The following is a 25626-nucleotide window of genomic DNA, read 5'->3' on the forward strand; positions in this document are numbered from 1 at the left end:
CCGCAGCACGGTGCCGGTCACCCTGTCGGCCGACGTTCCCCTGCGCCCCACTCCGGCAATCGAGACCATCGCGTACTTCTGCGCCGCCGAGCTCCTGACGAACGTCATCAAGCACAGCGGGGCGCGGCAGGCCGCGATCGGCGTGACCCAGCGGGACGGGGTGCTGCGGCTCCAGGTCGACGACGACGGGCGCGGCGGCGCCACGCTCGGGGCGGGCAGCGGCCTCACCGGGCTCGCCCAGCGCGTCCGTACGGTCGACGGCCGCATCACCGTCCGCAGTCCCGAGGGCGGCCCGACGTCGGTCACCGTCGAGCTGCCGCCGCACGCGTGAGAGCATGCGGCCATGCGCGTCGTGATCGCCGAGGATGCCGCCGTACTGCGGGAATTGCTGGCCCAGATGCTCACCGAGCGGGGCACGAGATCCGTGCCGCCGTGGGCGACGCGGACGCCTTGCGCGAGGCGGTGGCGGCGCACCGGCCCGATGTCACGGTGGTCGACATCCGGATGCCGCCGACCCACACCGACGAGGGGCTGCGCGCCGCCATCGACATCCGTGGCGCGCACCCCGGCACCGGAGTGCTGCTCTTCTCCCAGTACGTCGAGACGAAGTACGCCACGCGGCTGCTCGCGGCGGGCTCGGCGGGTGTCGGCTATCTGCTCAAGGACCGGGTGGCCAACGTCGCGGAGTTCACGGACGCGCTCGAACGGGTGGCGGCGGGCGGCACCGCGCTCGATCCGGAGGTGGTCACGCAGCTCGCCGGGGCGAGCAGTCGCGCGGCGGAACTTGCCCCGCTCACCCGGCGCGAGCGCGAGGTCCTGTCGCTGATGGCGGAGGGCCGCTCCAACGCCGCCATCGCCCAGGCACTCTTCGTCTCGCCGGGCACGGTGGAGAAGCATGTGGCGGCGGTCTTCGACAAGCTCGGCCTGCCTGCGTCGCACGACCACAACCGCAGGGTGCTCGCGGTCATCCGCTATCTGCGGTCGTGAACCGCGGCGAGAGGCGGCCGAATTCCCGTACGAGGGGCCAATTCCCGCCGTTCTGGCGGCTGTTGGGGGCGCCGTACGACGTCGTACGGCTGGGGGTTCGCGTCGGCGCGTGCCCCGGCACCCCGGCGCACGCCTGGTCGCCGGGCCGCCCCCGCATGACGCAGCACGCTTTCCTGTCACTCCTCCTCGGTTCCGCCGCCGGAACCCCACATTCCGCCCGCAAGCCATACGGTTTCTTCACGGTTGCACTCTGGACGTACAGCCCCGGTCCGCGTATCGGCAGGACATAGGCATATGTCAGAAGCACCACCGCATCGTGTGTTGCCAAATCCCTTACGGCCCACCACCGGCTGTGCGAAAGTCGTTAGCGGTCCACCACCCGTCAAGTCGGTCGCACCGCACCTTCACCGGAGCACCTCATGCCGCCCCACGCCTTCGCGGACCACGCAGCCGCCCAGCCGCCCGAGCGCGGCACGGTCGATGCGCTGATCTCGCAGACGCGTCGGCTGCGCGGCGAGGTCGACGCGGTGAGGCGCGACACCGAGACCGAGCACGGGGACGCCGAGGGGCGCTGGCAGCGAGCCCTGTGCGACCTGGCGGTGCATCAGCTCGACGACCTCGACGACCATCTCGCACAGCTGCGGGACGGCCCGCCGCGGGTGGGCGGGGAGCCCGCGGCTCCGGCCGCCCCGGAAGACCAGGACCCGCAGCGGGGCTCGCTCCTGAGCCGGGTCGGCAGCGCCGAGTGGAACCTCCTCACCGACGAGGCCGGCTGGTCCGGCGAGCTCTACCGGATCCTCGGCCGCGACCCGGCCGCCCCCCCGCTCTCCCTGGACGAACTCCCCTCCCTCGTGCACGTCGAGGACCAGCCGCTGCTGACCGCGATGGTCACGGACTGCCTCATCGACGGCAAGCCCATCGACGGCGAGTTCCGCATCGTGCGATCCGACGGGCGGGTGCGCCAGGTGCACATGATGGGCGAACCCGTGCTCGCCGCCGACGGCTCCACCGCCTCCATGTGGGCGGTGCTGCGGGACGTCAGCGAGCTGCGCCGCAGCCAGCGCGTGGTGCGCGAGAGCCATGACTCACTGCGGCGCCGGCACGACATCGCCCAGACCGAGCACCGCCTCGCCGTCGAACTGCAGGAGGCGGTCCTGCCGCCGTGGCGCGGCTCGCTCCGTTTCCCCCACGGCGGCCCCGGACGGCTCGATCTCGCCGCCCACTACCTCCCCTCCTCCACCAGCTCGCTCGTCGGCGGCGACTGGTACGACGCGATGGAACTGCCCGACGGACACGCCCTGTTGAGCGTCGGCGACCTCACCGGGCACGGCGTCGCCGTCACCTCCGGCATGGCGATGCTGCTCGGCGCGCTGCGCGGCATGGCGGTCGCCGGATCCCCGCCGGGCCAACTCATGGGCTGGCTGAACCAGTTACTGGACGCCACGGTCCAGCCCGCCCTCGGCAGCGCCGTCTGCTGCCGCTACGACCCCGCCACCCGCCTGCTCACCTGGGCACAGGCCGGCCACCCCGCCCCCCTGCTGTTCCGCGAGGGAGCGGGACGCGCGCTGACGCCACCGTCCGGCGTGCTCCTCGGCGCCACCTCCGGGGCGACCTATGGGCAGGCCGAAGAGCAACTGCGGCCCGGGGACCTGCTGCTGCTGCACACCGACGGCCTGGTGCCGCGGCGCGACCGGGACACGGCGACGGGCCTGCTGCTCTCCCTCGCGTCCCGCTTCGCCGGGGCGCGTACGGCACAGGACTGCGTGCGGGTCGTCGTCGAGGAGTTCGGCGCGGCCCCGCGCGAGGACGACGCCTGCCTGTTGGTCGCACGGATCTGACCGAGCACCGCGGCGATCCGGCCGAGCGCCGCGACCCGAGGCGCTCTACGCCCTGGCTGTCCTCCCCGCCCCCCTGCCCCCCTTCGGCAGCGCCAGCTTGATCTCCTCCCGCAGGTCCTCGATCTTCGGGTAGCCGGCGTACTGCGCGGTCAGCCGGTACATCTCGCGGAGCCGGTCCCAGGTGCGCTGCGAGGAGTTGGCCCGCATCGACACCAGCGCCAACCGCGCGTACCGGTCGGCCTGTTCGGGATCGTCGGCGATGAAGCACGCCGAGGCGAGCGAGATGTAGTCGAAGATCTGCGACCGGTCGCGGTTCTTGGCCCGCAGCTCGATCGCCGCCTTGGCGTGCCGTTGCGCGACGCCCGCCGCGGACGACTCGTGCTCGGCGAGGGTGCGGTACGCCAGCGCCTGCATGCCGTGCAGATCCGCCTCGTCGAACATCTGCATCCAGCTCGGCGGCGGCACGTCTCCCTTGTCCGACACGAAGAGGTCCTCGGCGAGACCGAGGGTGCGTCGCATCGCCTGGCCGCGCCCCATCGACGCGTGTGCCCAGGCCTCGATGGTGTACAGCATCGCCTGCGTGCGGGGCAGGGCTTCTTCGCCCGCGCCCGACTTGGCGAGCTTCATCAGGTCCAGGGCGTCGTCCGGCTTGCCGAGGTGCACCATCTGGCGCGCGGCCCGGGACAGGGCCTCCCCCGCGCGCGGGCGGTCGCCACCCTCGCGCGCCGCGTGTGCCGCGATGACGAAGTACTTCTGCGCCGTGGGCTCGAGACCGACGTCGTGCGACATCCATCCCGCGAGTACGGCGAGGTTGGCAGCGACGCCCCACAGGCGTCGCTGGAGATGGTCGGGGTGCCGGTAGGCGAGCATGCCGCCCACTTCGTTGAGCTGGCCCACGACAGCCTTGCGCTGCAGCCCGCCTCCGCGGGCCGCGTCCCACGCGCGGAAGACTTCGACCGAGCGCTCCAGTTCCTCGATCTCCTGGGACCCGATGGGGGCGGCCTCATAGCGGTCGAACCCAGCGGGGTCGGCGTGCAGGGGATCCTCGATACGGGGGGCGTCGGCCGCCAGGGCCGGGTCGGCGTGCAGCCAGTCGTGCATGGCGCTGCTGAGTGCGGAGCCTGCGGCAAGCGCAGCGCCCGCGCCCACCAAGCCGCGTCGGTTGAGCATGAGGTCCATTCCCGTGAATTCGGTGAGGACCGCGGCTGTCCGGTCGGGCGCCCACGGCACGCCGTCGGGGTGCTCCACACTCCCGTCGCCACGCCGTTTGCCTGCGCGCCCGTGCCGGACCATGCCTAGATCCTCAGTGGTCACGACACGGCCGAGACGCTCGGTGAAGAGGACCGCCAGCACACGCGGCACCGGGTCGCGCGGGATCTCCCCCGTGTCGATCCAACGCCGGACCCGCGAGGTGTCGGTGGCCAGTTGGGGGTGGCCCATGGCCGCCGCCTGCCGGTTCACCAGTCTCGCGAGCTCCCCCTTGGACCAGCCGGCCAGGCCGAACAGGTCCGAAAGGCGGGTGTTGGGTTGTCCGTTCACGTCAAGCCCCCAGGTTCTCGGCTGAGTTGACAGTAACCCTCTGTCAGTTGCTGAGCGACTATTCGCCAGGGTTCGCCAGGGTGCGCCACATGGTGTGCCAGGGGACGACGGGTGTCAGGTAGGAATGCGCCACCCCGACCCGGTCGCCGCAAGGCACTCCCCAGGGTGCACCCGAAGCGATCGGGCCGGGAGGCGCACGCAACTCACAGGCACACGAAGGGATCTGTATCGCCCATGTACGCAGCATCGTCCTCCGTGTCCGCCCCGCCCCGGCCGCTGCGCCCGCGCCCCCCGGTCCACCGGAGTCGCGAGATCGCCCCCTCGCCGGGAAGCGGCCCCTATCTCGATCCGGTGCGCCCCGCTGGTGCACCGCCGGGCGTCGGCCGTACGCGCCGCGTACCGGGATCCGGTACGCAACCGCTCAGCGGGAGACTCGACTTGTCCGGCCCCCAGGGGGCGCAACTGCGCACCGCGATCGCCTCGGTGCACCGCATCTGCCCGGAGTTCAACCCGGTACAGGTGCTCCGCAGAAGCGGCCGCACCGTGCTGCTCGTCGGCACGGCGGGACGCAGCACCGCCGTCGCCAAGTGCCTCCTCGACCACTCGCCGGTGTGGGCCGAGCGGATCAGGCACGAAATAGCTGCCTACCGCTCGTTCGTCCGGCACCGGCCGCCGGTCCGGGCGCCGCGGCTCATCGCCGCCGACCCCGAGGACTGCACGCTGGTGATCGAGCGGATGCCGGGACGGGTGGCGGCTCTGCTCCGGCACCCGATCGAGTCTCCGCCACGCGCCGACATCCGGGCGGCGCTCGGCTCGGTCTGCCGCCTGAACCAGTGGCGGCCGCCGGCCGAGATGTTCGGCAGGCCGTTGGACTACGGCAGGCGGATCTCCCGCTTCCACGAACTCGGCCTGCTGACGGACCGTGACATGGGCGACCTGCAGAAGCTGCTGCACGGCATCGCTCACTCGGTCGGGCACCAGGGCACCGGTCACCAGGCCATGTGGCAGTTCTGTCACGGCGACGCCCTGCTGTCGAACGTCCTGCTCTCCCCCACGGGGCCCGTCCTGGTCGACTGGGAGCACGCGGGCTGGTACCTGCCGGGGTACGACCTGGCGACCCTGTGGGCGGTCCTCGGGGACTCCCCGGTGGCCCGCCGCGAGATCAGCCAGCTGGCCCAGGCCGCGGGTCCGGCCGCGCGCGACGCCTTCCTGGTGAACCTGATGCTGGTCCTGACCCGCGAGATCCGGACCTACGAAACGGCCGTGCAGCGTTCCATGCACGACGCGGCCCCGACGGCATCGGGCCCGGCCCAGCCCGGTGCCGCGCCGTCCGGCGAGGAACAGCGGTTGCTGCTGAGGCGACTGCACGACGACTGCCAGCTGGCCCGCCGGGCCGTGCGTGCGGCGGTCGGCACTCGCTGACGGGGACGACGGTCCGCGGTGCGCTTTGGACAGGGGCGCACCGCGGACTTTCGTATGCCTCTGGCGACTTCCGAACGACTATGACGACAGGCCCATGACGACGGGCCTATGTCGACGGGACCATGACCTCCGGGGTCGCTCACAGGTTCTTGAGCGCGCCGCCGATCAGTGCCGTCACCGACTCCAGGTGTTCCGCCGGGGGCGTGCCGTCCATGGCCAGGGCAAGGGTCGCGTCCGGCGGGACGGGGATGCGCAGCCGGACGGGGCCGGGCGGCGCGGGAGTGAGGTGCAGATCGGCTCGCGTGCAGCCGAGGACGGTGGGGACGTGCTCGGCGACCGCCCGGACGACGCCCGTCGTCGTGGTGGCCGTGGCGAGGGCCACCACGAGCGCGTGCAGACGGTCGATCCTGTCGTGCGCGGCGGACAGGGAGGCGGTGAGCGCGTTGCGCTCCTCGGTGGCCCGGAAGCGGAACGTCCGCTCACGCTCCAGGGCGTTGACCCTTTCCTTGAGCGTGACGAAGCGGTCGCCGGGGTCGATGCGGACGGCGCGGAGATGGACCGTCGGCACGGCGAGCCATTGTGCGCGGGCGCCGAAGCAACGGCAGCGCACCCGCGAGCCGTCGTAGCCGTGCAGCGTGAGGCCGGCCGGCGTCGGATGGCCGGTGCGCAGCCACTGGCGGACGCACGCGGCGACCTCGTCCACGGACTCGGAGACCAGGCTGCTCAGGAGCGGGCCCTCCTGGACGTCCGGGAGCAGGCGCACCGCCGCCGGGTTGGCGGCGAGGACCTGGGCGTCGGCGGCGACGAGCAGCACGGGTTCCGTGAGCAGGCCGGTGATCTTCCGGAACAGGTGCAGCGCTTCGTCGCGGATCACGGGAGGTCGCCGTAGTACTCGCGACCGGTGCTCTCGTCCGACTCGGCGGGTGGGCGCAGATGGACGATGACGCGGCAGCCCACGTCCCAGCGGGCGATGGTCTTGTCCAGTTCGACCCGGGCGTATCCGAGGTTCTCCGCGGCGATGGTGCCGAAGACGTTCGACGTCATCATGCACATCGAGGGGCGGCCCACGACCTTCTCGCCGAACGGGCACACCCGGTTGCCCAGGACGATGCGCCGTTCGTTCTCCTCGATGACGAAGAAGTCGCCGCCGAGGCGCCTCTTGAGGTCGACCATGACCTGGGCGACCTGGGCGAGGTCGAGGCGGTCGACCGCGAGGGCCTTGGTGTACTGGCGGTTGACGTCGCCGCCGAGGGTCTGGCTGACGAGGCTGACGTACCCCGCGGCCTCCTCCAGGCCGACCACGTCCTCGAGCACGCGGGCCAGTTCACGGATCAGACTCCGCATGAACACATCGCGGTCGATGGCGATGTCTGCTTCCGATGGTTCCACTGGGGCCCTCCATGGTGTGCCCGATGAGTGCATGGCTCACCTTGTGTCACACCATGATTGCTCGCCGTGACCTGTGTTGTCGACCGATTCCGGCAGGGTGGTGCGGATGCCCTTTCAGGCAGGCGCGGCGGGCGGCGCAAGTGGACCGACTCGCCCCGACAACCGGTCGGCGAAGGGCAATTGAGCCCCATCGCCGGAACTTTCCCGCCAGGTATGAACCAATCAAGAGGTCCGTAGTCACCTATTTTGGCCACATTACAGAGGTCAATTTGCTCGCCTATCCGCCAGTTTCATAAATGGCGGTAACCTTCAGGCACCTCAGGGGTCATCGAGGGCACTCTGGACACACCCCCATACAGCTTCCCCCCACTCCTGCCCGGCTTCACCCTGCCCCGGCCCGTGCGCGGCCGGCTCCATCGCCAGGAGTCCTGAGTGACCACGTCCAGCGCCGACGCCCTCGCCCGCCACGCCGGGCGCCTGCTGTGCCGGCACCTCGCCCTCGCCATGGTGCTCACCGCCCTGTTCGGCCTCCACCCCATGGACCGTTACCGCCCCGCCCTCTATCTCCTCTGGGCCGTCCTCCCCGTCACCGCCACCGCGTGGGCACTCGCCCGCGCCCGCCAGAAGCGCCGTCTGCGGCACGAGCGCAGCAGGCATACCGCCCAGCCCGACGACTGGACCCCCGCCGCCTGAGCCCTCCGGCAAGGGGACCCGTGCGGCCGTGGGCGGACTGCCGGCACATTCCTGGTCTGCGAGGATGTGTCGTATGGATGTACTGAGCAGGAATCACGTGACCGTGACCGGACGTCCCGGCGGGCCGGTACTGATGCTGGCGCACGGGTTCGGGTGCGATCAGAACATGTGGCGGCTGGTGAGGCCCGCACTGGAACGTGATTTCACCGTGGTCGTCTTCGACCACGTGGGCGCGGGAAGCTCCGACCTGTCGGCGTGGAGCAAGGAGCGCTATTCGTCCCTGGACGGGTACGTCGACGACGTGCTGGAGATCTGCCACGATCTTGCGCTCGGACCGGTGACCTTCGTCGGGCACTCGGTGAGTGCGACGGTGGGGGTGCTCGCCGCGGCGCGGGAGCCGGAGGCGTTCGCCGGGCTCGTCATGCTCGCGCCGTCCCCGTGCTTCATCGACGACCCGTCCACCGGCTACCGGGGCGGGTTCAGTGCCGAGGACATCGACGAGCTCCTGGAGTCGCTGGAGGCGAACTATCTGGGCTGGTCCGGCGCGATGGCACCGGTCATCATGGGCAACCCCGAGCGGCCCGAGCTGGGCGAGGAACTGACGAACAGTTTCTGCCGCACCGACCCGGACATCGCCCGTGTCTTCGCTCGCGTGACCTTCCTGTCCGACAACCGCGACGACCTCGCCCGCGTGGGCGTTCCCACGCTGGTCGCCCAGTGCTCGAACGACGCGATCGCCCCGCCGGAGGTGGGCGCGTTCGTCCACGCGCAGATCCCCGGGAGCCGCCTCGTGACGCTGAACGCGACGGGGCACTGCCCGCAGCTCGCCGCGCCGGAGGAGACCGCCGAAGTGATCGCGGCGTTCGCTGGTGCGCCCAGATGATGTGCGACACCAGCAATGGTGAGGACGGCCGTGACCGGGAGGGCGACGAGGGCTCGGCCGGGGAGCAGGCGCAGTTCACCGCGCTCCTGGAGGACAGCGCCGAGGATCTGTACGAGCACGCCCCCTGTGGCTATCTGTCCACCCTGCTCGACGGCCAGATCGCCAAGGTCAACACCACTTTGCTGCTCTGGCTCGGCCACGAGCGCGACGACCTGGTGGGCCGCAAGCGCTTCTCCGACCTGCTGACCGTCGGCGGGCGGCTCTACCACGAGACGCACTTCGCGCCGCTCCTGCGCATGCAGGGGGAGATCAGCGGCATCGCCCTGGAGCTCAAGGCCGCGGACGGCAGCCGCATCCCCGTCCTCGTCACCTCCGTCGTGAAAACGGGCAGCGACGGGCAGCCACTGCTGATCCGCACCACCCTCTTCGACGCCCGCGACCGCCGCGCCTACGAGAAGGAGCTGCTGCGCGCCCGTCAGGAGGCCGAGCGGGAACGCGAGCGTCTGCAGCGCCTGAACGCCACCCTGCAGCAGACGTTGCTGCCGCCGGCCCTGGCGAGCGTGCCCGGTCTGAGCGTCGCCGCGCACTACCACATCGCCTCCACCGACGAGGTCGGCGGCGACTTCTACGATCTGTTCCCCCTGACCGCCGGTACCTGGGGGCTGTTCCTTGGGGACGTCTGCGGCAAGGGCGCGGCCGCCGCGGCCGTCACCTCACTGGCCCGCTACACCCTCCGGGCCGCCGCGGTCTACGACCCGGACCCCGTGGCGGTACTGAGCAACCTCAACACCGTCCTCAACCACGAGTACAACGGGACCGATCCCCGGTTCTGCACCGTCGTCTTCGGCCTGATGACCCCCGAGGGCGACGAGGGCGGCTTCCGCGTCACGCTGGCCAGCGGCGGGCACCCCTCGGCGGTGCTGATGCGCGCCGACGGGACCGCCGACTACCTGCCGACGCCCGGCGGTCAGCTCATCGGCGTACTTCCGAACGCCCACATCGCCACCACCACCCTCCGTCTGGAGGCGGGCGACACCCTGCTGCTGCACACCGACGGCCTGACCGAGGCCCACACCGCGAGCACCGGCACCGGCGACCGCTACGGCGACGAAGCCCTCCTGGACTTCGCGCGCGCCCTCGCACCCACCACCGCCACGGACACGATCACCGCGATCCGCGAGCTGCTCGACACCTTCGGTGCCGGTGTGGACGACGACACCGCCGTTCTGGCCATCCACGTGCCCCGACCGACCAGTGAAGAGCAGCAGTGACCCACCATCTCGGGCTCCGCACCCGTGTCACCCCCGCAGGCCCGGTCCTGGAACTGAGCGGCGAACTGGACCACCGCACCGCCCCCGACGCCCGCACCGCGCTCCGGGGGGCCGGCCTGGAGCCGGGGCAGCAGCTCGTCCTGGACCTCGGCAGCCTCACCTTCTGCGACTCCACGGGGATAACGGTCTTCATCGCCGCCCGCAACCACGCGCTGGCCGCGCACGCGACCCTCGTCCTGGCCGCGGTGCCCGACCGGGTGAACCGCATCCTCCGTATCGCGGGCCTGGACCACGTCTTCCCCGCCCACCCCACCGCCGACGCCGCGGAAGCCGCCTGGCGCCCGGCCCCGGCCTGATCCCGCCGGGGCCGCCGTCCGCGTCGGCGGCGGCTGTCAGTGGTGGCTGAGACGCTGGACGGCATGGACAGCGACGACGAGCAGCTGCTGCGCGGCCGGGTCTACGGCCAGGATCACGAACGGCCGGGCCCGCGGCCCGGCCAGCGGTACGTCGAACTCGTCGGCGGACCGCTGGACGGGCTGCTGCTCGACGTCACCGGCTGGAAGCAGGAACAGCTCGACGCGGGCGTCGCGCTGCCGACCGAGCTGGGGCGGTTCGGCCCCGGCGGCCGGGCGACGTACGACCCGCGCGGGGGCGACCCGCGCCGGTTCGACTGGTCCGGCGACATCCCCTGACGGGGGACCACCCCGGTGCCGCGTGCCGGGCCCCCGAAACCGCTCGACCGAACAGGTGGATCTCCGCACCGCTCATTGGTCCACGCCACTGACGCACCGCAGGCGGTGGCGCCACCCCTGGCGAAATACCGCCCTTGACCCGCCGGAACCCGCGCTGACATGGGAAATCCGTTGCCCTGGGCATGATTGACGGATCGTCGGAGAGCCGGTACCACTGACGCACGTCCGGCCCCGCACGCCCCGCCGCGCTTCACCGGCCCAGAAGTCCCAGGAGGCTGCATTGCGAGGATCCGCCACCGCCCCCATCCCGTCCGCGCGCAGACGCGCCGTCAGAACGGCCGGCGCTCTCGCGTCGGCCGGTCTGCTGGTGCCGCTGCTCGGCGCGGCCCCGTCGTCGGGCGCCCCGCGTCCGGCTCCCGCGGCAGGGCTGCAGAGCGCCTTCGCGGCCGCCGCCGCCGAGTACCGCGTGCCACAGAGCGTGCTGCTCGGCGTCTCGTACCTGCAGTCGCGCTGGGACGCCCACGGCGGCGCGGCCAGCGTCACCGGCGGCTACGGCCCGATGCACCTCACCGACGCACGCACCGCCCTGGCCTCCGCCCCGCACCACGGCGAGGGCGCGGAGGACCCGCGCGGCGACACCGCGCGGCCGGCCGCGCCGCCCGCGACCGAGGTGCCGGACGAGTCCGAGATCCCCGCCCGGCTCAGGACGCTGCCCCGCGCGGCCGAGCTCTCCGGCCGCTCCGCCGAGGAGCTGCGCACCGACCCCGCCGCGAACGTCGAGGGCGGCGCCGCGCTGCTCGCCGCGGCCCAGCGGGGGCTCGGGAAGCCCTTCAGCAGCGACCCCGCCGACTGGTACGGCGCCATCGCCCGCTTCTCCGGAGCGGACGACAAGGCCACCGCGGCCACGTACGCCAACGACGTGTTCGCCGTCATGCGGGCCGGCGAGCGGCGCACCACCGACGCGGGCCAGCGCGTGGCGCTCGCGCCGGTGCCGGGCCTGAGGCCCGACGCCGCGCAGGTGGAGCGCATGGGGCTGCGCAGGGCGCCCGCCGGTGAGACGGAGTGCCCGAAGAGCGTGTCGTGCGAGTGGGTCCCGGCGCCGTACGAGGAGTTCAAGGACCCCCAGGGCAACCCGGACTACGGCAACCACGACCTGTCGGACCGGCCGAAGAGCCAGAGCATCGACTCGATCGTCATCCATGACACCGAGGGCCGGTGGGAAGGCGTCCTGAAGCTGGTGCAGGACCCCACCTACGTGTCGTGGCAGTACACCCTGCGCTCCACCGACGGCCACATCGCCCAGCACGTGAAGGCGAAGGACGTCGCCTGGCACGCGGGCAACTGGTACGTGAACTCCAAGTCGATCGGCCTGGAGCACGAGGGCTTCCTCACCGCGCCCGACACCTGGTACACGGAGGCGATGTACCGCACGTCGGCCCGTCTGGTGAAGTACCTCGCCAAGAAGTACGACATCCCGCTGGACCGCCAGCACATCCTCGGTCACGACAACGTCCAGGGCACCCTCCCATCGACGATCCCGGGAATGCACACGGACCCGGGGCCGTACTGGGACTGGCAGCACTACTTCACGCTGCTGGGCAAGCCGTTCCGCCGCACGGCCGGACCGGACGGGGGGCTGGTGACCGTCGCTCCGGAATACGCCAAGAACCGTCCGCAGTACACGGGTTGCGTCAAGCCCGGCGAGACGTGCGTGCCGCACGGTTCGGCGGCGGTACGCGTCCACACCGAACCGCGTGACGACGCGCCGCTGATCAAGGACATCGGCAGGCGCCCCGGCGGCCAGGACTCCACCATCGACGTGAACGACATGGGAGCACGGCTCTCCACCGGTCAGCAGTACGCGGTCGCCGACCGCGAGGGCGACTGGACGGCCGTCTGGTACCTCGGCCAGAAGGCCTGGTTCAGGAACCCGGCGAAGCAGCCCACCGCGGTGGACGCGAAGGGGCTGGTGGTGACGCCGAAGGAGGGCGCGAGCGAGGTCCCGGTGTACGGGCGCGCGTACCCCGAGAAGGAGGCCTATCCGGCGGGCGTGCCGGTGCAGGCGGTGTCCCCGCTGCCGTACAGGATCCTCGCGGGCCAGAAGTACGCGGTCGGCGACAAGGTGCCCGGCGAGTACTTCTACTCCCCGACGTTCGAGACCGCGCCGCACAAGGTGGTGCGCGGCAAGGACATGTACTACGTGATCCAGTACGGGCACCGGGTCGGCTATGTGCGGGCCGCCGACGTCAAGGTGGTGCGGTCGGGCAAGTAGTCGCGACGGAGGATGTCGGGCCCGCCCTGACGCTCACGGCAGCGGCACACCCGCTCGGTCGAAGACGTACCGCTGCCCCGCCCGCACCTTCACCACCCGCGTACCACCGCTGAACAGAGTGCTGCGCAGCGTGAGTTCGCGGGTGCGTGACGCTTTCAGGACCACGCGAGTGGCGCGGCCCGCCGTCCAGGCGATGTCGACGGTCGCGCCGCCGCGTGCCCGCAGGCCGCGTACCGAGCCGTCGGGCCATGCCGCGGGCAGCGCGGGCAGGATCTCGATCGCGTCGTGCTGGCTCTGCAGCAGCATCTCCACGATGCCGGACGTCGCGCCGAAGTTGCCGTCGATCTGGAACGGCGGATGGGTGTCCCAGAGGTTGGGCAGTGTCGAGGACTTGAGCTGCTCGCCGAGCATCTTGTGTGCGTGGTCGCCGTCCCTCAGGCGCGCCCAGAAGTTGATCTTCCAGGCCTTGGACCAGCCGGTGCCGCCGTCGCCGCGCGCCGTGAGGGAGATCTTCGCCGCCCCGGCCCACTCGCTGCCGGGTTCGATCTGCCGCCCCGGGTGCAGGGCGTAGAGGTGGGAGACGTGCCGGTGGCCGTCCGTGCGGTCGTCCAGGTCGGCCTTCCACTCCTGGAGCTGCCCCCAGGAGCCGATGCGCAGGCCGGGGTCGAGGGCGGCCAGCGCCGCCTCCAACTCGGCACGGAAGGCCGGTGTGTCGCCGAGCAGGCGGGCCGCTTCGAGGGTGTTGGTCAGCAGGTCGTGGACGATCTGCTGGGCCATGGCGCCGCCCGCCGTGAAGTCGCCGTGCTCGGGCGAGTAGCTGGGCGTGACGATCAGGGTGCCGTCGCGCGGGTCCGTGCGCAGGTTGTCGAGCCAGAACTCGGCGGCCTCCTTCATCGCCGGGTAGGCGGTGGCGCGCAGGTAGTCCGTGGAGCCGCCGAAGCGGTAGTGCTCGTAGAGCTGCGCGGTGAGCCAGGCGGCGGCCTCGGGGAACCAGAACGCGGTCGACCAGTCGTGGACCCCGGTGAAGCCGTAGGGGTTGGTCTCGTTGTGGACGACCCAGCCACGACTGCCGAACATCTCCTTCGCCGTCCGCCGCCCGGGAGCGCGCAGGGCCTCGACGAAGCGGTCGTACGGGGCGGTCGTCTCGGGCAGGTTCGCGGCCTCGGCGAGCCAGTAGTTCATCTGGACGTTGATGTTGGTGTGGTAGTCGGCGGACCAGGGCGGGGTGGTGCTGTTGTTCCAGACGCCCTGGAGGTTGGCGGGCAGGGAACCCGCGCGCGAGGAGGCGATGAGGAGGTAGCGGCCGTACTGGAAGAAGAGCGCCTCGAGGGCCCGGTCGGCGGTGGCGTCCGCCCCGGTCCCGTACTGCTTGAGCAGCCGGTCCGTGGGCACGTCGGCGGGCAGCTCCTGACCGACGTCCAGGGCGACGCGGTCGAACAGGGCGCGGTGGTCCCGCAGATGGCGGGCGCGCAGTGCACCGTGACCGGCCCGCACGGCCTCGTCCACGGTGCGGGTGAGGGAGGCGTGCGGGCCCTCGCCCCGGTAGTCGGGGTAGGTGTCGGCGTAGTCCGTGCCGGCGGCGAGGACGAACCACACGTGGTCGGCGCCGGTCACGGTGATGCTTCCGTCGGCGTGCGGGACCCGCTTCCCGCCTCGGTGGCGGACGCGCAGCTGTGACTCGAACTCCAGCCCGTTGTCGGCGAGTTCACCTCGTACGGTGATCCGGTCGCCGTCCGCCGTCGCGGTGAAGTCGGCACGGGGCGAGGAGTGGCGGAGCGTGCAGGTGATCTGCGCGGGGCGGTCGGCGGAGAGTCGGCCGACGATCACTCCGTCGGGGTACGAGGCGAAGAACTCCCTTCGGTGACGCGCCTGTTCGCTCCGGTACGTGACGGTCGCGAGGCCCTGTGCCAGGTCGAGGGCGCGGCGGTAGGTGGTGTCGGGCGCGGTCGGGGCGCCGGGCACGTCGATGTGGAGGTCGCCGAAGGTCTGGTGGGCGCCGTAGCCGCGCCGGGCCTGGCCGAGTCTTTCCGCGACGGCGTCGGGGTCGAGCCCGCCCTTCTCGTCGAGCTCCGCACGGACGGCGTCGAGGGCGCCGGGGCGGGGCGTGCGCCAGTTGCCGGAGTCGTATCCCTCCCGGGAGCCGGGCCCGCCGGTCCACAGGGTCTTCTCGTTGAACTGGAGCCGTTCACAGGAGAGGGTGCCGAACACCATCGCGCGGAGGGCACCGTTGCCGATGGGGAGGGCCTCACGCTCCCAGTCTGCGGCGGGCGCGCCGTACCAGAGGAGCGATTCATCGGAGGTGTCAAGCTCTGGCCCCCCGTCGGCCGCCGAGGCGCGCCCGGCCCCGGTACCCCCGGCCACCCCGGCAATCCCGCCGCCTCCCGCAGCCAGCCCGGCAGCGCCGCCGAGCGCGGACCTCATGGTCGTCCTTCGCGTGATCCCCTGAGTCATGACCGGTCACGTTAAAAGTCCGATGACTGGGCTGACAAGACGCAAAACTGCCCCGGTCCTTGGACGGAACGGGGCAGTGCTTGGACGGAAGTGCGGGTGTCGGCAGGCGGTCGCTGGGTCAGCCCTGCTGGAAGAGCTCGGCGGGCAGCGGCTTCAGGAGCGCGTACAGGTCGTCGGTGATCGGCCGGTCCCACGCGGCGATGGTCACCAGGACGTTGTCACTGCGGTCGAACTGCACGCAGGAGATCCGGCCCTCGGAGAGCTTGAGGCGGCGCACGATGAGGAGGTTGTCGCCCTGCATCACCGGCACGTCCTCGGAGGAGACGACGGTGATGTCCTCGTCGTTCTCCAGGGCCAGGAGCAGCTGGGCCACCTCGAAGGGGACCTCGCCCTCGGCGGTCTCGCGCGCGGGCGAGCCCTCGGGGAGGTTACCGATGATCATCGCGGGGCCTCGGCCGCCGAACAGGTCGTACCGCAGGAAGACGCCCTGGCAGCTACCGTCGGGGGCGGGCAGCAGGCCCGCGCCGAGATTGCCGGGCCAGTCACCGGGGTCCATGGCCAGGACGTCGAATTCCGGGCCCGCGGGAGTGGCGGAGCTGCGGCGGCGGAGGAAGGACATGCGCCCATGGTACGTGGCCCTCGGGCTCCGCCCGCGCGGGGGCGGACGCGTCCCGGGCGATCCGGAACGCGTCGCGCGGGGCCGCGGCGGCTGCGCGACCAGCCACGCAGCACCGCCCGCACTCTTGGCACCCCCACCTCGGGGGCGCCACCGGGCTCGGGCCCGCGCCCGCGAAAGCGGCCACACGCACAATGACACCACCATCGACAACGGGGGACCGGTGACCGACGCATCCGTACTGAACTACTGGCACGACGGGCTGGAGCACATACCGCACGAGGTCTGGGACCATCCGCACCTCGAGGTCCTGCTCCTGCCCGACAACGCGCTCACCCGTCTCCCCGCCCGCATCGGTGAACTCAAGACCCTGCACACCCTCGACCTCGGCCACAACAAGCTGCGCGCCGTCCCCGACGAGATCGGCGGACTCACCGCGCTCAGCCGCTGCCTGTATCTGCACGACAACGCCCTCACCGAGCTGCCCGCCTCCCTCGGCCGCCTGCACCGGCTGGCCTATCTGAACGTCGGCGAGAACCAGCTGACCGCGCTCCCCGAGACGCTCGGCCACCTCGTCGGGCTACGTGAACTCCGCGCCCAGCACAATGAATTGACCCGGTTGCCGGAGTCGCTCGGCGCGCTCGCCGCGCTGCGCGAGCTGTGGCTGCGCGGCAACCGCCTGACCGAGCTGCCGACGGGAACCGGGCGGCTCGGCGAGCTGCGGGAACTGGAGCTGCGCGAGAACGCCTTCACCGCCGTCCCGCGGGCGCTGCGCGGCCTGCCGCTCCTGCGCCGCGTCGACCTGCGTTCCAACCGCATCGCTGAACTCCCCGACTGGATCGCCGAGTTGCCCGCCCTGGAAAAGCTGGACCTGCGCTGGAACGACGTCCGGGCGGACGAGGGCCTGCTGCGCGCCCTGGAGGAGAAGGGCTGCGTCGTCCTGCGCTGAGAGCCTGTGTCATATCCCCGGTCGGATCAGCGGGCGGCGTCTGGTGCGTGCGATCGCAAGGCGCCGGGAAGTCCTCGTAGCGGAGCTACTAGGACTTTTCGGCAACGCGGCGAGCGTGCGTGCCAGACGCCGCCCGCCCGGCCGGGGATATGACACAGGCTCTGAAGGGCGCGGGCTCATCGGGGTGCGGGCTCCGGCGGCACCACCGCCACCGGGCACTCCGCGTGCAGCAGGACCGCGTGGGTGACGGAGCCGAGGATGCGGCCCGGGGCCAGCCTGCGCCGGTGTCGGCCGACCACGACGAGGTCGGCCGCGTGCGAGGCCTCGACGAGGTGGCGCGCGGCGTCGCCGGGTGCGACGCAGACGTCCACCGCAACGGCGGAGTACCGCTTGCGGTGGGGGCCGAGGAGCGCGTCGGCGAGTTCTCCGTACTCCCGCTCCGTCTCCTGGTCCGGGACCGCCTGCATCACGAGGTCGCCGGTGGCCGTGGCGCTCAGGACGGGCCACGGATACGCGGCGATCACCTGAAGACGGGCCCCGCGCCGCGCGGCCTCGGCGAAGGCGAACGCCACCGAGTGTTCGTCCGGTGCGGGCGCCGAGAGGCCGAGGACCAGCCGCGGCCCGGCGTCCGGCACCTCCGCGTCCCCGTGCCCCGCGCCGCCCCGCGGGCGCGGCACGACCACCACCGGGCAGCCCGCCTCCCGGGCGCACGCCAGGCCGTTCGAGCCGAGCAGCAGGCTGGCGAAGCCGCCCCTGCCGCGCGAGCCGAGGACCAGCAGCCCGGCCTCGGCACCGAGTCTCGGCAGCTCGCGCCCCGGGCTGCCGTCCACCGTGCGGAACTCCAGCTCGGGCAGGTCCGCACGGCCCGCGAGGGAGGCGCGTACACGGTCGAGGACCGGGTCGCTCTCGGTACGTTCGAGGGCCGAGGAGAACGGGCCGTCCACGAGCGGCACGTCGTAGCCCCGCACGTGCACGATCCGCAGCGGTGCGCCCCGCAGCCGGGCGGCGGTCAGCGCCCACTCCAGGGCGCGGCCGCTGCCGGACGAGCCGTCGACGGCCGCGACGACGGGACCGGCCCCGCGCCCGGACGCCCCGCCGCTCATGGACTCCCTGCTCATGGACTCCCTGCTCACGGACTCACTGCTCACGCTGCCGACCGTTTCGCTGCTCATGCCCTCAGCCTTCTCCGGTGCGCCGGACGCCGGGAGAGTCGAAGGTCACGTGATCGACAGGGCCGAAAGGCCACCGGGCGAGGAGGGGCCCTGACAGCAGGAGGTCCCGCCGTCACCGGGTAGTGGCGGCAGGACCGTGTGCCGTGCGGGAACGGCTGTCCTACGTCAGGTCGAACTCGCCCGCGCGGGCGCCATGCACGAAGGCCCCCCACTCCGCCGGGGTGAAGATCAGGGAAGGGCTCTCCGGGTGCCCGCCGTTGCGCATCGCGACGAATCCTTCGACGAAGGCGATCTCCACATCCCCACGCCCCTCGCTGCTGGATCGCCAGTCCGCCGTGCTGAGGTCGAGCTCCGGCTTGTGCCAGCCCGCGAGCGGATGCTGCTGAGTGGTGCTGTCGGCCACGTCCGTGCTCCTCCCGAATGCGTCGTCCGGCGCCAGCCTAGCTTTCGCTCCGGGCGCCGGACAGGCCGCGGCGGCAGTACCTCGGCCCGCCCGGCGGGCGCGCCCCTTCAGGTGGTGGGCGGTTCGGCTCCGACGAGCCACATGGAGAAGAACTGCGAGCCGCCGCCGTAGGCGTGCCCAAGTGCCTTGCGGGCGCCGTCGACTTGGTGCTCCCCCGCCTGTCCGCGCACCTGGAGCGCCGCCTCGGCGAAGCGGATCATGCCGGAGGCGCCGATGGGGTTGGTCGAGAGGACGCCGCCGGACATGTTCACCGGAAGGTCGCCGTTCAGTTCCGTCACGCCGGACTCGGTGAGCTTCCAGCCCTCGCCCTCCGCGGCGAAGCCGAGGTTCTCCAGCCACATCGGCTCGTACCAGGAGAACGGCACGTACATCTCCACGGCGTCGATCTCCCGGCGCGGGTCCGCGATGCCGGCCTGCCGGTAGACGTCGGCCGCACAGTCCTTGCCCGCCTGCGGCGATACGAAGTCCTTGCCCGCGTGGAGGGTCGGTTCACTGCGCATCGCGCCGCCGTGCATCCAGGCCGGCGGCCGGGGCGAACGGGTCGCGCCCGCGCGGTCGGTGAGGATCATCGCGCAGGCGCCGTCGGAGGACGGGCAGGTCTCGGAGTAGCGGATCGGGTCCCAGAGCATCGGCGACGCCTGGACCTTCTCCAGGGTGATGTCCTGCTCGTGGAGGTGCGCGAACGGGTTCTTCAGGGCGTTGCGGCGGTCCTTGTACGCGACGAGCGAGCCGACCGTGTCGGGGGCGCCGGTCCGTCTCATGTAGGCGCGCACGTGCGGCGCGAAGAAGCCGCCCGCGCCCGCGAGCAGCGGCTGCTGGAAGGGGATGGGCAGCGACAGGCCCCACATGGCGTTGGATTCCGACTGCTTTTCGAAGGCGAGGGTCAGGACGGTGCCGTGGACGCGGCCCGCGACGAGGTTGGCGGCGACGAGCGCCGTGGACCCTCCGACGGAGCCCGCCGTGTGCACGCGGAGCATGGGCTTGCCGACGGCTCCGAGCGCGTCAGCGAGGTACAGCTCCGGCATCATGACGCCCTCGAAGAAGTCGGGTGCCTTGCCGATGACGACGGCGTCGATGTCCGCCCAGGTCAACTCCGCGTCCGTCAGGGCGCGTTGTGCCGCCTCCCGGACGAGCCCCGCGATGGAGACGTCCCGTCGTGCGGCCACGTGCTTGGTCTGCCCGATCCCGACGACGGCGACGGGCTCCTTGCCCGCCCCCTGGCTCGCCGAGCGGCCCACCGAGTTGCTCATCGGGCGTCTCCTTCCAGGACGGCGACCAGGTTCTGCTGGAGGCAGGGGCCGGACGTGGCGTGGGCGACGGCGCGGTCCGAGTCACCCCGGTGGATGCGGGCGGCGGCCTCGCCGAGCCGGATGAGTCCGGCGGCCATCACCGGGTTGGTGGCGAGCGCGCCGCCCGACGGGTTGACGGTGACGTCGTCACCGAGCTTCAGGGCCTTGCGCAGGACGACCTCCTGCGAGGAGAAGGGCGCGTGCAACTCGGCGGTGTCGACGGGCCGTTCGAAGACTCCGGCACGCTCCGCGGCCAGCCGGGTGGACGGCGAGTCGGTCAGGTCGCGCACCCCGAGGGCGTGCGCCTCGATGCGGTGGTCGATGCCGCGGATCCAGGCGGGGCGCGCACACAGCTCACGGGCCCGCTCCCCCGCCGCGAGGATCACGGCGGCGGCCCCGTCGCCGATCGGCGGGCAGTCGCCGGTACGCAGGGGACGTACCGCGTACTCGCCCCGCGCGACCGAACCGCGCAGCTGCGCATGGGGGTTGGCGGCGGCGTCGGCCCGGCTGCGGCTCGCGACCCCGGCGAGCGCGGGCTCGTCGGTCTCTCCCGCGTCGATCAGCGCCTGCGCCTGGAGCGCGGCGAGCGCCACGGAGTCGGGCCAGAGCGGGGCGACGTAGTACGGGTCGAGCTGCCGGGTCAGCACGTCGCGCACGGAGCCGGGCGAGGACTTGCCGTACGAGTAGACGAGCGCGGTGTCGGCCTCGCCGGTCTGCAGCTTCACCCACGCCTCGTACAGCGCCCAGGCGCCGTCCATCTCGACGTGCGACTCGGAGATCGGCGGCCAGGCACCGACCCCGTCGAGCGCCATGGTGAAGGAGAAGGCGCGCCCGGCGAGGTAGTCCGACGAGCCGGAGCAGGTGAAGCCGATGTCGCTGGTCTTGAGGCCGGTGGCGGCGAGGACCTCGTGCAGCACCGGCATGAGCATCTCGACCTCGGAGAGCTCGTCGGTGGTGCGCAGGTGGTCGCTCTGCCCGAAGGCGACGACGGCGACGTCGCGGGCGGGCCGCATCACGGACGGTTCGCGGGGCGCCATCAGACCAGCTCCTTGTACGTGTCGTAGTCGGCGTCGGGCTCGCCCGTGGGCCGGTAGTGGTCGGGGTAGCGGCCGCCTTCGGTCCACACCGGCTCGACGCGCAGGCCCATGCGGACCTCGTCGTAGGGGATGCCCGCGATGCGTGCGTGCAGGGCGAGGTCGGCGCCGTCGAGGGCGATGTGCGCGTAGACGTAGGGGACTTCGATGTCGAGGTTCTTCGCCTTGATGTTGACGATGCAGTACGTGGTGACGGTGCCGCGGGGTCCGACCTCGACCCGTTCCGCCGTGGCGACCCCGCAGGTGGGGCAGGCGCCGCGGGGCGGTACGTAGACCTTGCGGCAGGACGGGCAGCGCTCGCCGACGGTCCTGCGTTCGCAGAGCGCGTGGATGTAGGCGGACTGGGCACGGCCGGGCGAGTAGGTGTAGTCGAGGCGCGCGGCCGCGACGATGCCGGTCACTGGCTCCTCGAACTCGCCGCTGTGCGGGCCGAGGTGGGGCGTCTCGCCGTCACCGTCGTACGCCTCGAAGCAGGCGATGTCCGTGATGGCGCCGACGCGTTCGGCTGCCCAGCGGATCCGGACCCGCATCCCGGTGCGCACCGCGTCGGGGCCGGGGGCGTCCAGGGCGTGCAGCAGGGCGGTGTCGGCACCGTCGAGCCTGACCAGGACCCAGGCGAAGGGGGTACCGAGGGGCTGGCCGCGGCGGGGCTCGTGGTTCCAGGCCCAGGTGGTGACGGTGCCGGTCGTGGCGACCTCGGTCAGGTCGCGCAGCTCTTCGGCGGTCACCGGGTCGTACTCGACGGGCGGCACGAGCATGCGCCCGTCGCCGGTCTTCACGCCGAGCACGGTGCGTTCGCGCAGCCCGGTGAGGAAGGCGCTCTGCACGGGTCCGAGGGAGCGGGTGAAGGGGAACTCGACGACCAGGGGGGCGCGCAGCACTTCGGGGGACGTAGCCGATGCCATATCCGGAACTCCGTTTCGAGCGATGACGGGGCGCCCCTGCACGGGGCGCGGGGGACTGCGCGACCGGCCACGACGGCCCCGCAGCCGAGAGCGGCCTACTCGCGCCGGAACACAGGGGCCCGTTTCTCCGCGAAGGCCCTGGAGCCCTCCTTCGCGTCGGCCGTGTCGAAGACCGGCCACCCCCGTTTCAGCTCGGCGGCGAGCCCGTCCGCCTCCGTGAGCTCGGCGGTTTCGTACACGGACGCCTTGACCGCCTCCACGGCCAGGGGCCCGCAGGCGTTGATCTGTTCGGCGATGACGAGGGCCTTCTCCAGGGCGGCGCCGTCGGGGACGACGTGGCCGACGAGTCCGACGGCGGCGGCCTCGGCCGCCGAGTAGGGGCGGCCGGTGAGCAGCATCTCCAGTGCGTGGGTGCGCGGGATCTGCCGAGGGAGCCGGACGGTGGAGCCGCCGATGGGGAAGAGTCCCCGCCGGACCTCGAAGAGCCCGAAGGTCGCCGACTCCCCCGCCACGCGGATGTCCGTGCCCTGGAGGATCTCCGTGCCGCCCGCCACGCAGTAGCCCTCGACGGCCGCGATGACGGGCTTGCGGGGGCGGTGGTGGCGCAGCATCGCCTTCCAGTGCAGATCGGGATCGGCCTTGAGCCGGTCCCGGTACTGCTCGCCCTCCATGCCCTTGCCCGCGAGGGCCTTCAGGTCCATGCCCGCGCAGAACGCGCCGCCCGCGCCGGTGAGCACGACCGAGCGGATTTCGTCGTCCGCGTCGGCGGCGAGCCATCCGTCGTAGAGGCCGACGAGCATCGCGAGGGACAGCGCGTTCTTCGCGTCGGGCCTGTTCAGTGTGAGTATCAGTGTGGCGCCTTCGCGCCGCACGGAGAGGTGTTCCGTCCCACCCATGTGCCGTGCTCCCTCCATCGACGGCCACCGAACGGCCGGCCTGTCGCGTCCGGACCTGGAACAGGTTGCAGTAGCCGGGGAGTCAGTTCAATAGTTTTCTGACACTCAGTCAGTTTTCTTGCGCGGGGGCCCTTCCCACTTGGTGACGGCTCTGCTCTGATGACCGCCGAGTCGGACGTCACAGTGGGCACCGGGGTCAGGAGGAGTGCGGTGGAGTACAACCTTGCCGACCTGTTCGAGTCGGTCGTCGACGTGGTCCCCGACCGCGAGGCGCTCGTCTACATCGACCACCCCGGCACGGGCGCGGAGCACCGGCTGACCTATGCCGCGCTCGACGCGGCCGCCAACCGCATCGCCCACCACCTCCTCGACAGCGGCCTGCGGCCCGGTGAACACCTGGGCCTGCACCTGTACAACGGCGTCGAGTACCTGCAGACCGTGCTCGCCTGCCTGAAGGCACGCCTCGTACCGGTCAACGTCAACTACCGCTACGTAGAGGAGGAGTTGGTCTACCTCTACCGCGACGCGGACCTCGCGGCGCTCGTCTTCGACGCCGAGTTCACCGAGCGCGTCGCGGCCGCCCTGCCGCGCACGGAGAAGCTGCGGCACCTGATACGGGTGGGGGTACCGCCCGCGGCCGCTCCCCCGCTCGACGTGGTGCCCTTCGCCGACGCGGAGGCGGCGGGCTCACCGGAACGCGGCTTCGGGCCGCGCTCCGGCGACGACCTGTTCATCATCTACACCGGCGGCACGACCGGCATGCCCAAGGGCGTCATGTGGCGCCAGGAGGACCTGTTCTTCGCGGGGCTCTTCGGCGGCGAACCGACCGGAGAGCCGGTCAAGCGGCCCGAGGAACTCGCCGAGCGGGTCGCCGCGGGCAGCCCCGGCCTGACCTTCTTCCCCGCGCCTCCGCTGATGCACGGCACGTCGACGCTGACGTCGTTCATCGCCTTCAACTACGGGCAGCGGGTGGCTCTGCACCGCAAGTACGTCCCCGAAGAGGTGCTGCGCACCATCGAGCGGGAGAAGGTCTCCAGCGTCTCCCTCGTCGGCGACGCCATGCTCAGGCCGCTCATCGACGCGCTGCGCGGGCCGCTGCGGGGCACCGACCTGTCGTCCCTGTTCAGCGTCTCCTCGTCCGGGGCGATCATGTCGGAGACGGTGCGCGCCCAGTTCCAGGAGCTCGTGCCGAACGTCCTGCTCCTGAACAACTTCGGCTCCTCCGAGTCGGGTTCCAACGGCAGGGCCACGGACGACTCGGGCCCGGAGAAGGGCTTCCGCCTGGAGGTCAACGAACGCACACAGGTGGTGGACCCCGCGACGCACGAACCGGTCCCGGTGGGCGAGCCCGGCCGCCTCGCCCAGCGCGGCCACGTGCCCCTCGGCTACTACAACGACCCGGTGAAATCCGCCGAGACCTTCTTCCAGAGGGGCGGGGAGCGCTGGGTCCTGCTCGGCGACATGGCGACGGTCGACGAGGACGGCATCGTCACCGTCCTCGGGCGCGGTTCGCAGTGCATCAACACGGGCGGCGAGAAGGTGTACCCGGAGGAGGTCGAACAGGCCCTCAAGTCCCATCCCGACGTGTACGACGCGCTGGTGGCCGGAGTGCCCGACGAACGGTGGGGCAGCCGGGTGGCCGCGATCGTCCAACTCCGTCCCGGAGAGCCCTCGTTGGACCTGGCGGCGGTGCAGCTGCACTGCCGGGAACGACTCGCCGGTTACAAGATCCCTCGGTCGGTCGTCTTCACGGACCACATCCAGCGCTCACCGAGCGGCAAGGCGGACTACCGGTGGGCGAAGGCGGTGGCGGCCGACGGCCGGGACGCGGCCGACGGTACGGCCTAGCAGCTCCCGCCGGACCCGCCCACCGCCGCCGCCAGATGGTCGCGGAACCAACGATGGCCCGGATCGGCCGAGTTGCGCGGGTGCCAGGCCATTCCGAGGGTGATCGGCTCCAGGTCGAGCGGGATGGGGAACGTCCGCAGGCCGAGGGCGGCGATCGTGTCCTGGAGCCAGCCCTCCGGGGTGAGCGCCACGAGGTCGGTGTCCCGGGCCAGGAGCATCGCGCTCGTGTGGCTGGGGACGACGACCGCGGTTCTGCGGCGCAGGCCGAGTGCGGCGAGCGCCGTGTCGATGGGGCCCTGGCGCTTGCCCCGCCGGGAGATGCCGATGTGGTCGGCCGCGGCGAAGCGGCGGGCGTCGATCTCCCCGTCGAAGAGGGGATGCCCGCCGCGCGCGACGGCGACCACCTTCATCCGCTGGAGCTCCCGGGTGCGGATCTCCGGGTCGAGGTGTCCGAGCGAGCCCAGTTCGACATCCACCAGGCCCTGGCGCAGCGCGGGACCGCCCTCCACCGTCTCCGGCAGGAAGACCACGTCCACGTGCGGGGCCTGCGCACGCATGCGCTCGACCAGGGTTCCCGCGAGGCCCGCGAGGAGCACCTCGGTGGCCTGCACGGTGAAGGTGCGCTGGAGATGGACGGCGTCGAAACCCGCGCCGGGGCGCAGGACGTTGTCGCAGCCGCGCAACAACGCTCCCACTTCACCGCGGAGTTCCAGTGCGCGCGGCGTGGGGACCATGCCCTGTCCCGCGCGGACCAGGAGCGGGTCGCCGACGGCCCGGCGCAGGCGGGCGAGCGTACGGCTGACGGCCGCGGGCGACGTGCCGAGCCGCTCGGCGGCGCGGGTCACGCTGTTCTCCTGGAGCAGGGCGTCCAGCGCACGCAGCAGATTGAGGTCCAACGACAACTCTGAGCTCCTGACCTGCGTTCTCGTATCCGGGCAACGGCTGGATGCTGAAGTC

23 protein-coding genes and 1 pseudogene are annotated in these 25626 nt (G+C 72.0%); 12 read left to right on the forward strand and 12 right to left on the reverse strand.

Going from position 1 to position 25626, the window contains the following annotated elements:
• The first annotated feature begins 10 nt into the window (after positions 1 to 10).
• The 3 genes and pseudogenes from ACZ69I_RS10405 (at position 11) to ACZ69I_RS10415 (ending at position 2825) form a co-directional block, all read left to right on the forward strand.
• Positions 11 to 331 (forward strand): sensor histidine kinase, encoded by a 321-nt coding sequence (locus ACZ69I_RS10405; protein ID WP_470831447.1) that lies wholly within the window; start codon positions 11 to 13, stop codon positions 329 to 331.
• A 12-nt stretch (positions 332 to 343) separates the two neighbouring features.
• Positions 344 to 987, forward strand: a pseudogene (locus ACZ69I_RS10410) (LuxR C-terminal-related transcriptional regulator).
• Between the two features lie 419 nt (positions 988 to 1406).
• Positions 1407 to 2825 (forward strand): PP2C family protein-serine/threonine phosphatase, encoded by a 1419-nt coding sequence (locus tag ACZ69I_RS10415; RefSeq protein WP_470831449.1) that lies wholly within the window; start codon positions 1407 to 1409, stop codon positions 2823 to 2825.
• Positions 2826 to 2870: 45 nt separating this feature from the next.
• Here the strand turns inward: ACZ69I_RS10415 and ACZ69I_RS10420 are convergent, their stop codons facing one another.
• Positions 2871 to 4364, reverse strand: coding sequence for a DNA-binding protein NsdB (locus tag ACZ69I_RS10420; RefSeq protein ID WP_470831451.1), 1494 nt, complete (start codon positions 4362 to 4364; stop codon positions 2871 to 2873).
• A 234-nt stretch (positions 4365 to 4598) separates the two neighbouring features.
• Here ACZ69I_RS10420 and ACZ69I_RS10425 point away from each other — a divergent pair, with 234 nt between their 5' ends.
• Positions 4599 to 5786, forward strand: coding sequence for an aminoglycoside phosphotransferase family protein (locus ACZ69I_RS10425; RefSeq protein WP_470831453.1), 1188 nt, complete (start codon positions 4599 to 4601; stop codon positions 5784 to 5786).
• A 139-nt stretch (positions 5787 to 5925) separates the two neighbouring features.
• Here ACZ69I_RS10425 and ACZ69I_RS10430 read toward each other — a convergent pair whose 3' ends face one another.
• The gene (locus tag ACZ69I_RS10430; RefSeq protein ID WP_467677662.1) at positions 5926 to 6660 is read right to left on the reverse strand and encodes a PAS domain-containing protein; all 735 of its coding nucleotides are present in this window, start codon (positions 6658 to 6660) and stop codon (positions 5926 to 5928) included.
• The gene (locus ACZ69I_RS10435) at positions 6657 to 7175 is read right to left on the reverse strand and encodes a methanogen output domain 1-containing protein (RefSeq protein ID WP_467677660.1); all 519 of its coding nucleotides are present in this window, start codon (positions 7173 to 7175) and stop codon (positions 6657 to 6659) included. The genes ACZ69I_RS10430 and ACZ69I_RS10435 overlap by 4 nt, the downstream gene beginning before the upstream one ends.
• A gap of 432 nt (positions 7176 to 7607) precedes the next feature.
• On the opposite strand from ACZ69I_RS10435, the gene ACZ69I_RS10440 reads away from it, so the two are divergent.
• The 6 genes from ACZ69I_RS10440 (at position 7608) to ACZ69I_RS10465 (ending at position 12986) form a co-directional block, all read left to right on the forward strand.
• Complete coding sequence (locus ACZ69I_RS10440) at positions 7608 to 7868, forward strand: hypothetical protein (RefSeq protein ID WP_470831455.1); 261 nt, start codon at positions 7608 to 7610, stop codon at positions 7866 to 7868.
• 73 nt (positions 7869 to 7941) lie between these two features.
• Positions 7942 to 8751: an alpha/beta fold hydrolase gene (locus tag ACZ69I_RS10445; protein WP_467677656.1), complete on the forward strand. Its 810-nt coding sequence runs from the start codon at positions 7942 to 7944 to the stop codon at positions 8749 to 8751.
• Positions 8751 to 10022, forward strand: a complete 1272-nt coding sequence (locus ACZ69I_RS10450; RefSeq protein WP_470831593.1) for a PP2C family protein-serine/threonine phosphatase — start codon at positions 8751 to 8753, stop codon at positions 10020 to 10022. The genes ACZ69I_RS10445 and ACZ69I_RS10450 overlap by 1 nt, the downstream gene beginning before the upstream one ends.
• A complete protein-coding gene (locus tag ACZ69I_RS10455; RefSeq protein WP_470831456.1) occupies positions 10019 to 10378 on the forward strand; it encodes an STAS domain-containing protein in 360 nt (119 codons plus the stop codon). The genes ACZ69I_RS10450 and ACZ69I_RS10455 overlap by 4 nt, the downstream gene beginning before the upstream one ends.
• Before the next feature lie 63 nt (positions 10379 to 10441).
• A complete protein-coding gene (locus ACZ69I_RS10460; protein ID WP_467677652.1) occupies positions 10442 to 10714 on the forward strand; it encodes a hypothetical protein in 273 nt (90 codons plus the stop codon).
• A gap of 280 nt (positions 10715 to 10994) precedes the next feature.
• Positions 10995 to 12986 carry an N-acetylmuramoyl-L-alanine amidase gene (locus ACZ69I_RS10465; RefSeq protein WP_470831457.1) on the forward strand — a complete coding sequence of 664 codons (1992 nt, stop codon included), beginning with the start codon at positions 10995 to 10997 and terminating at the stop codon, positions 12984 to 12986.
• Between the two features lie 33 nt (positions 12987 to 13019).
• On the opposite strand, the gene ACZ69I_RS10470 is transcribed toward ACZ69I_RS10465, so the two are convergent.
• On the reverse strand, positions 13020 to 15407 hold the full coding sequence (locus tag ACZ69I_RS10470; protein WP_470831458.1) for a glycoside hydrolase family 95 protein: 2388 nt from the start codon (positions 15405 to 15407) through the stop codon (positions 13020 to 13022).
• 148 nt (positions 15408 to 15555) lie between these two features.
• Complete coding sequence (locus tag ACZ69I_RS10475) at positions 15556 to 16056, reverse strand: hypothetical protein (protein WP_470831460.1); 501 nt, start codon at positions 16054 to 16056, stop codon at positions 15556 to 15558.
• A 220-nt stretch (positions 16057 to 16276) separates the two neighbouring features.
• On the opposite strand from ACZ69I_RS10475, the gene ACZ69I_RS10480 reads away from it, so the two are divergent.
• The gene (locus ACZ69I_RS10480; RefSeq protein ID WP_470831461.1) at positions 16277 to 17002 is read left to right on the forward strand and encodes a leucine-rich repeat domain-containing protein; all 726 of its coding nucleotides are present in this window, start codon (positions 16277 to 16279) and stop codon (positions 17000 to 17002) included.
• 176 nt (positions 17003 to 17178) lie between these two features.
• Here the strand turns inward: ACZ69I_RS10480 and ACZ69I_RS10485 are convergent, their stop codons facing one another.
• The 6 genes from ACZ69I_RS10485 to ACZ69I_RS10510 form a co-directional block, all read right to left on the reverse strand.
• Positions 17179 to 18105 (reverse strand): universal stress protein, encoded by a 927-nt coding sequence (locus ACZ69I_RS10485; protein WP_470831595.1) that lies wholly within the window; start codon positions 18103 to 18105, stop codon positions 17179 to 17181.
• 229 nt (positions 18106 to 18334) lie between these two features.
• Entirely contained in the window at positions 18335 to 18577 is a 243-nt protein-coding gene (locus ACZ69I_RS10490) for a DUF397 domain-containing protein (RefSeq protein ID WP_467675569.1), read from the reverse strand.
• A gap of 107 nt (positions 18578 to 18684) precedes the next feature.
• Positions 18685 to 19887, reverse strand: a complete 1203-nt coding sequence (locus ACZ69I_RS10495; protein WP_470831463.1) for a thiolase domain-containing protein — start codon at positions 19885 to 19887, stop codon at positions 18685 to 18687.
• Positions 19884 to 20963, reverse strand: a complete 1080-nt coding sequence (locus ACZ69I_RS10500) for a thiolase domain-containing protein (protein ID WP_470831465.1) — start codon at positions 20961 to 20963, stop codon at positions 19884 to 19886. Before ACZ69I_RS10500 ends, ACZ69I_RS10495 begins: the two co-directional genes overlap by 4 nt.
• Positions 20963 to 21925: a Zn-ribbon domain-containing OB-fold protein gene (locus tag ACZ69I_RS10505; RefSeq protein WP_470831467.1), complete on the reverse strand. Its 963-nt coding sequence runs from the start codon at positions 21923 to 21925 to the stop codon at positions 20963 to 20965. The genes ACZ69I_RS10500 and ACZ69I_RS10505 overlap by 1 nt, the downstream gene beginning before the upstream one ends.
• Positions 21926 to 22020: 95 nt before the next feature.
• Positions 22021 to 22821 (reverse strand): crotonase/enoyl-CoA hydratase family protein, encoded by an 801-nt coding sequence (locus tag ACZ69I_RS10510; RefSeq protein WP_470831468.1) that lies wholly within the window; start codon positions 22819 to 22821, stop codon positions 22021 to 22023.
• Between the two features lie 210 nt (positions 22822 to 23031).
• On the opposite strand from ACZ69I_RS10510, the gene ACZ69I_RS10515 reads away from it, so the two are divergent.
• On the forward strand, positions 23032 to 24669 hold the full coding sequence (locus tag ACZ69I_RS10515; RefSeq protein ID WP_470831469.1) for an acyl-CoA synthetase: 1638 nt from the start codon (positions 23032 to 23034) through the stop codon (positions 24667 to 24669).
• Here ACZ69I_RS10515 and ACZ69I_RS10520 read toward each other — a convergent pair.
• Entirely contained in the window at positions 24666 to 25565 is a 900-nt protein-coding gene (locus ACZ69I_RS10520) for a LysR family transcriptional regulator (protein ID WP_470831596.1), read from the reverse strand. The genes ACZ69I_RS10515 and ACZ69I_RS10520 overlap by 4 nt on opposite strands.
• Positions 25566 to 25626: the final 61 nt, after the last annotated feature.

It is taken from the genome of Streptomyces sp. NPDC036815, assembly GCF_055609205.1.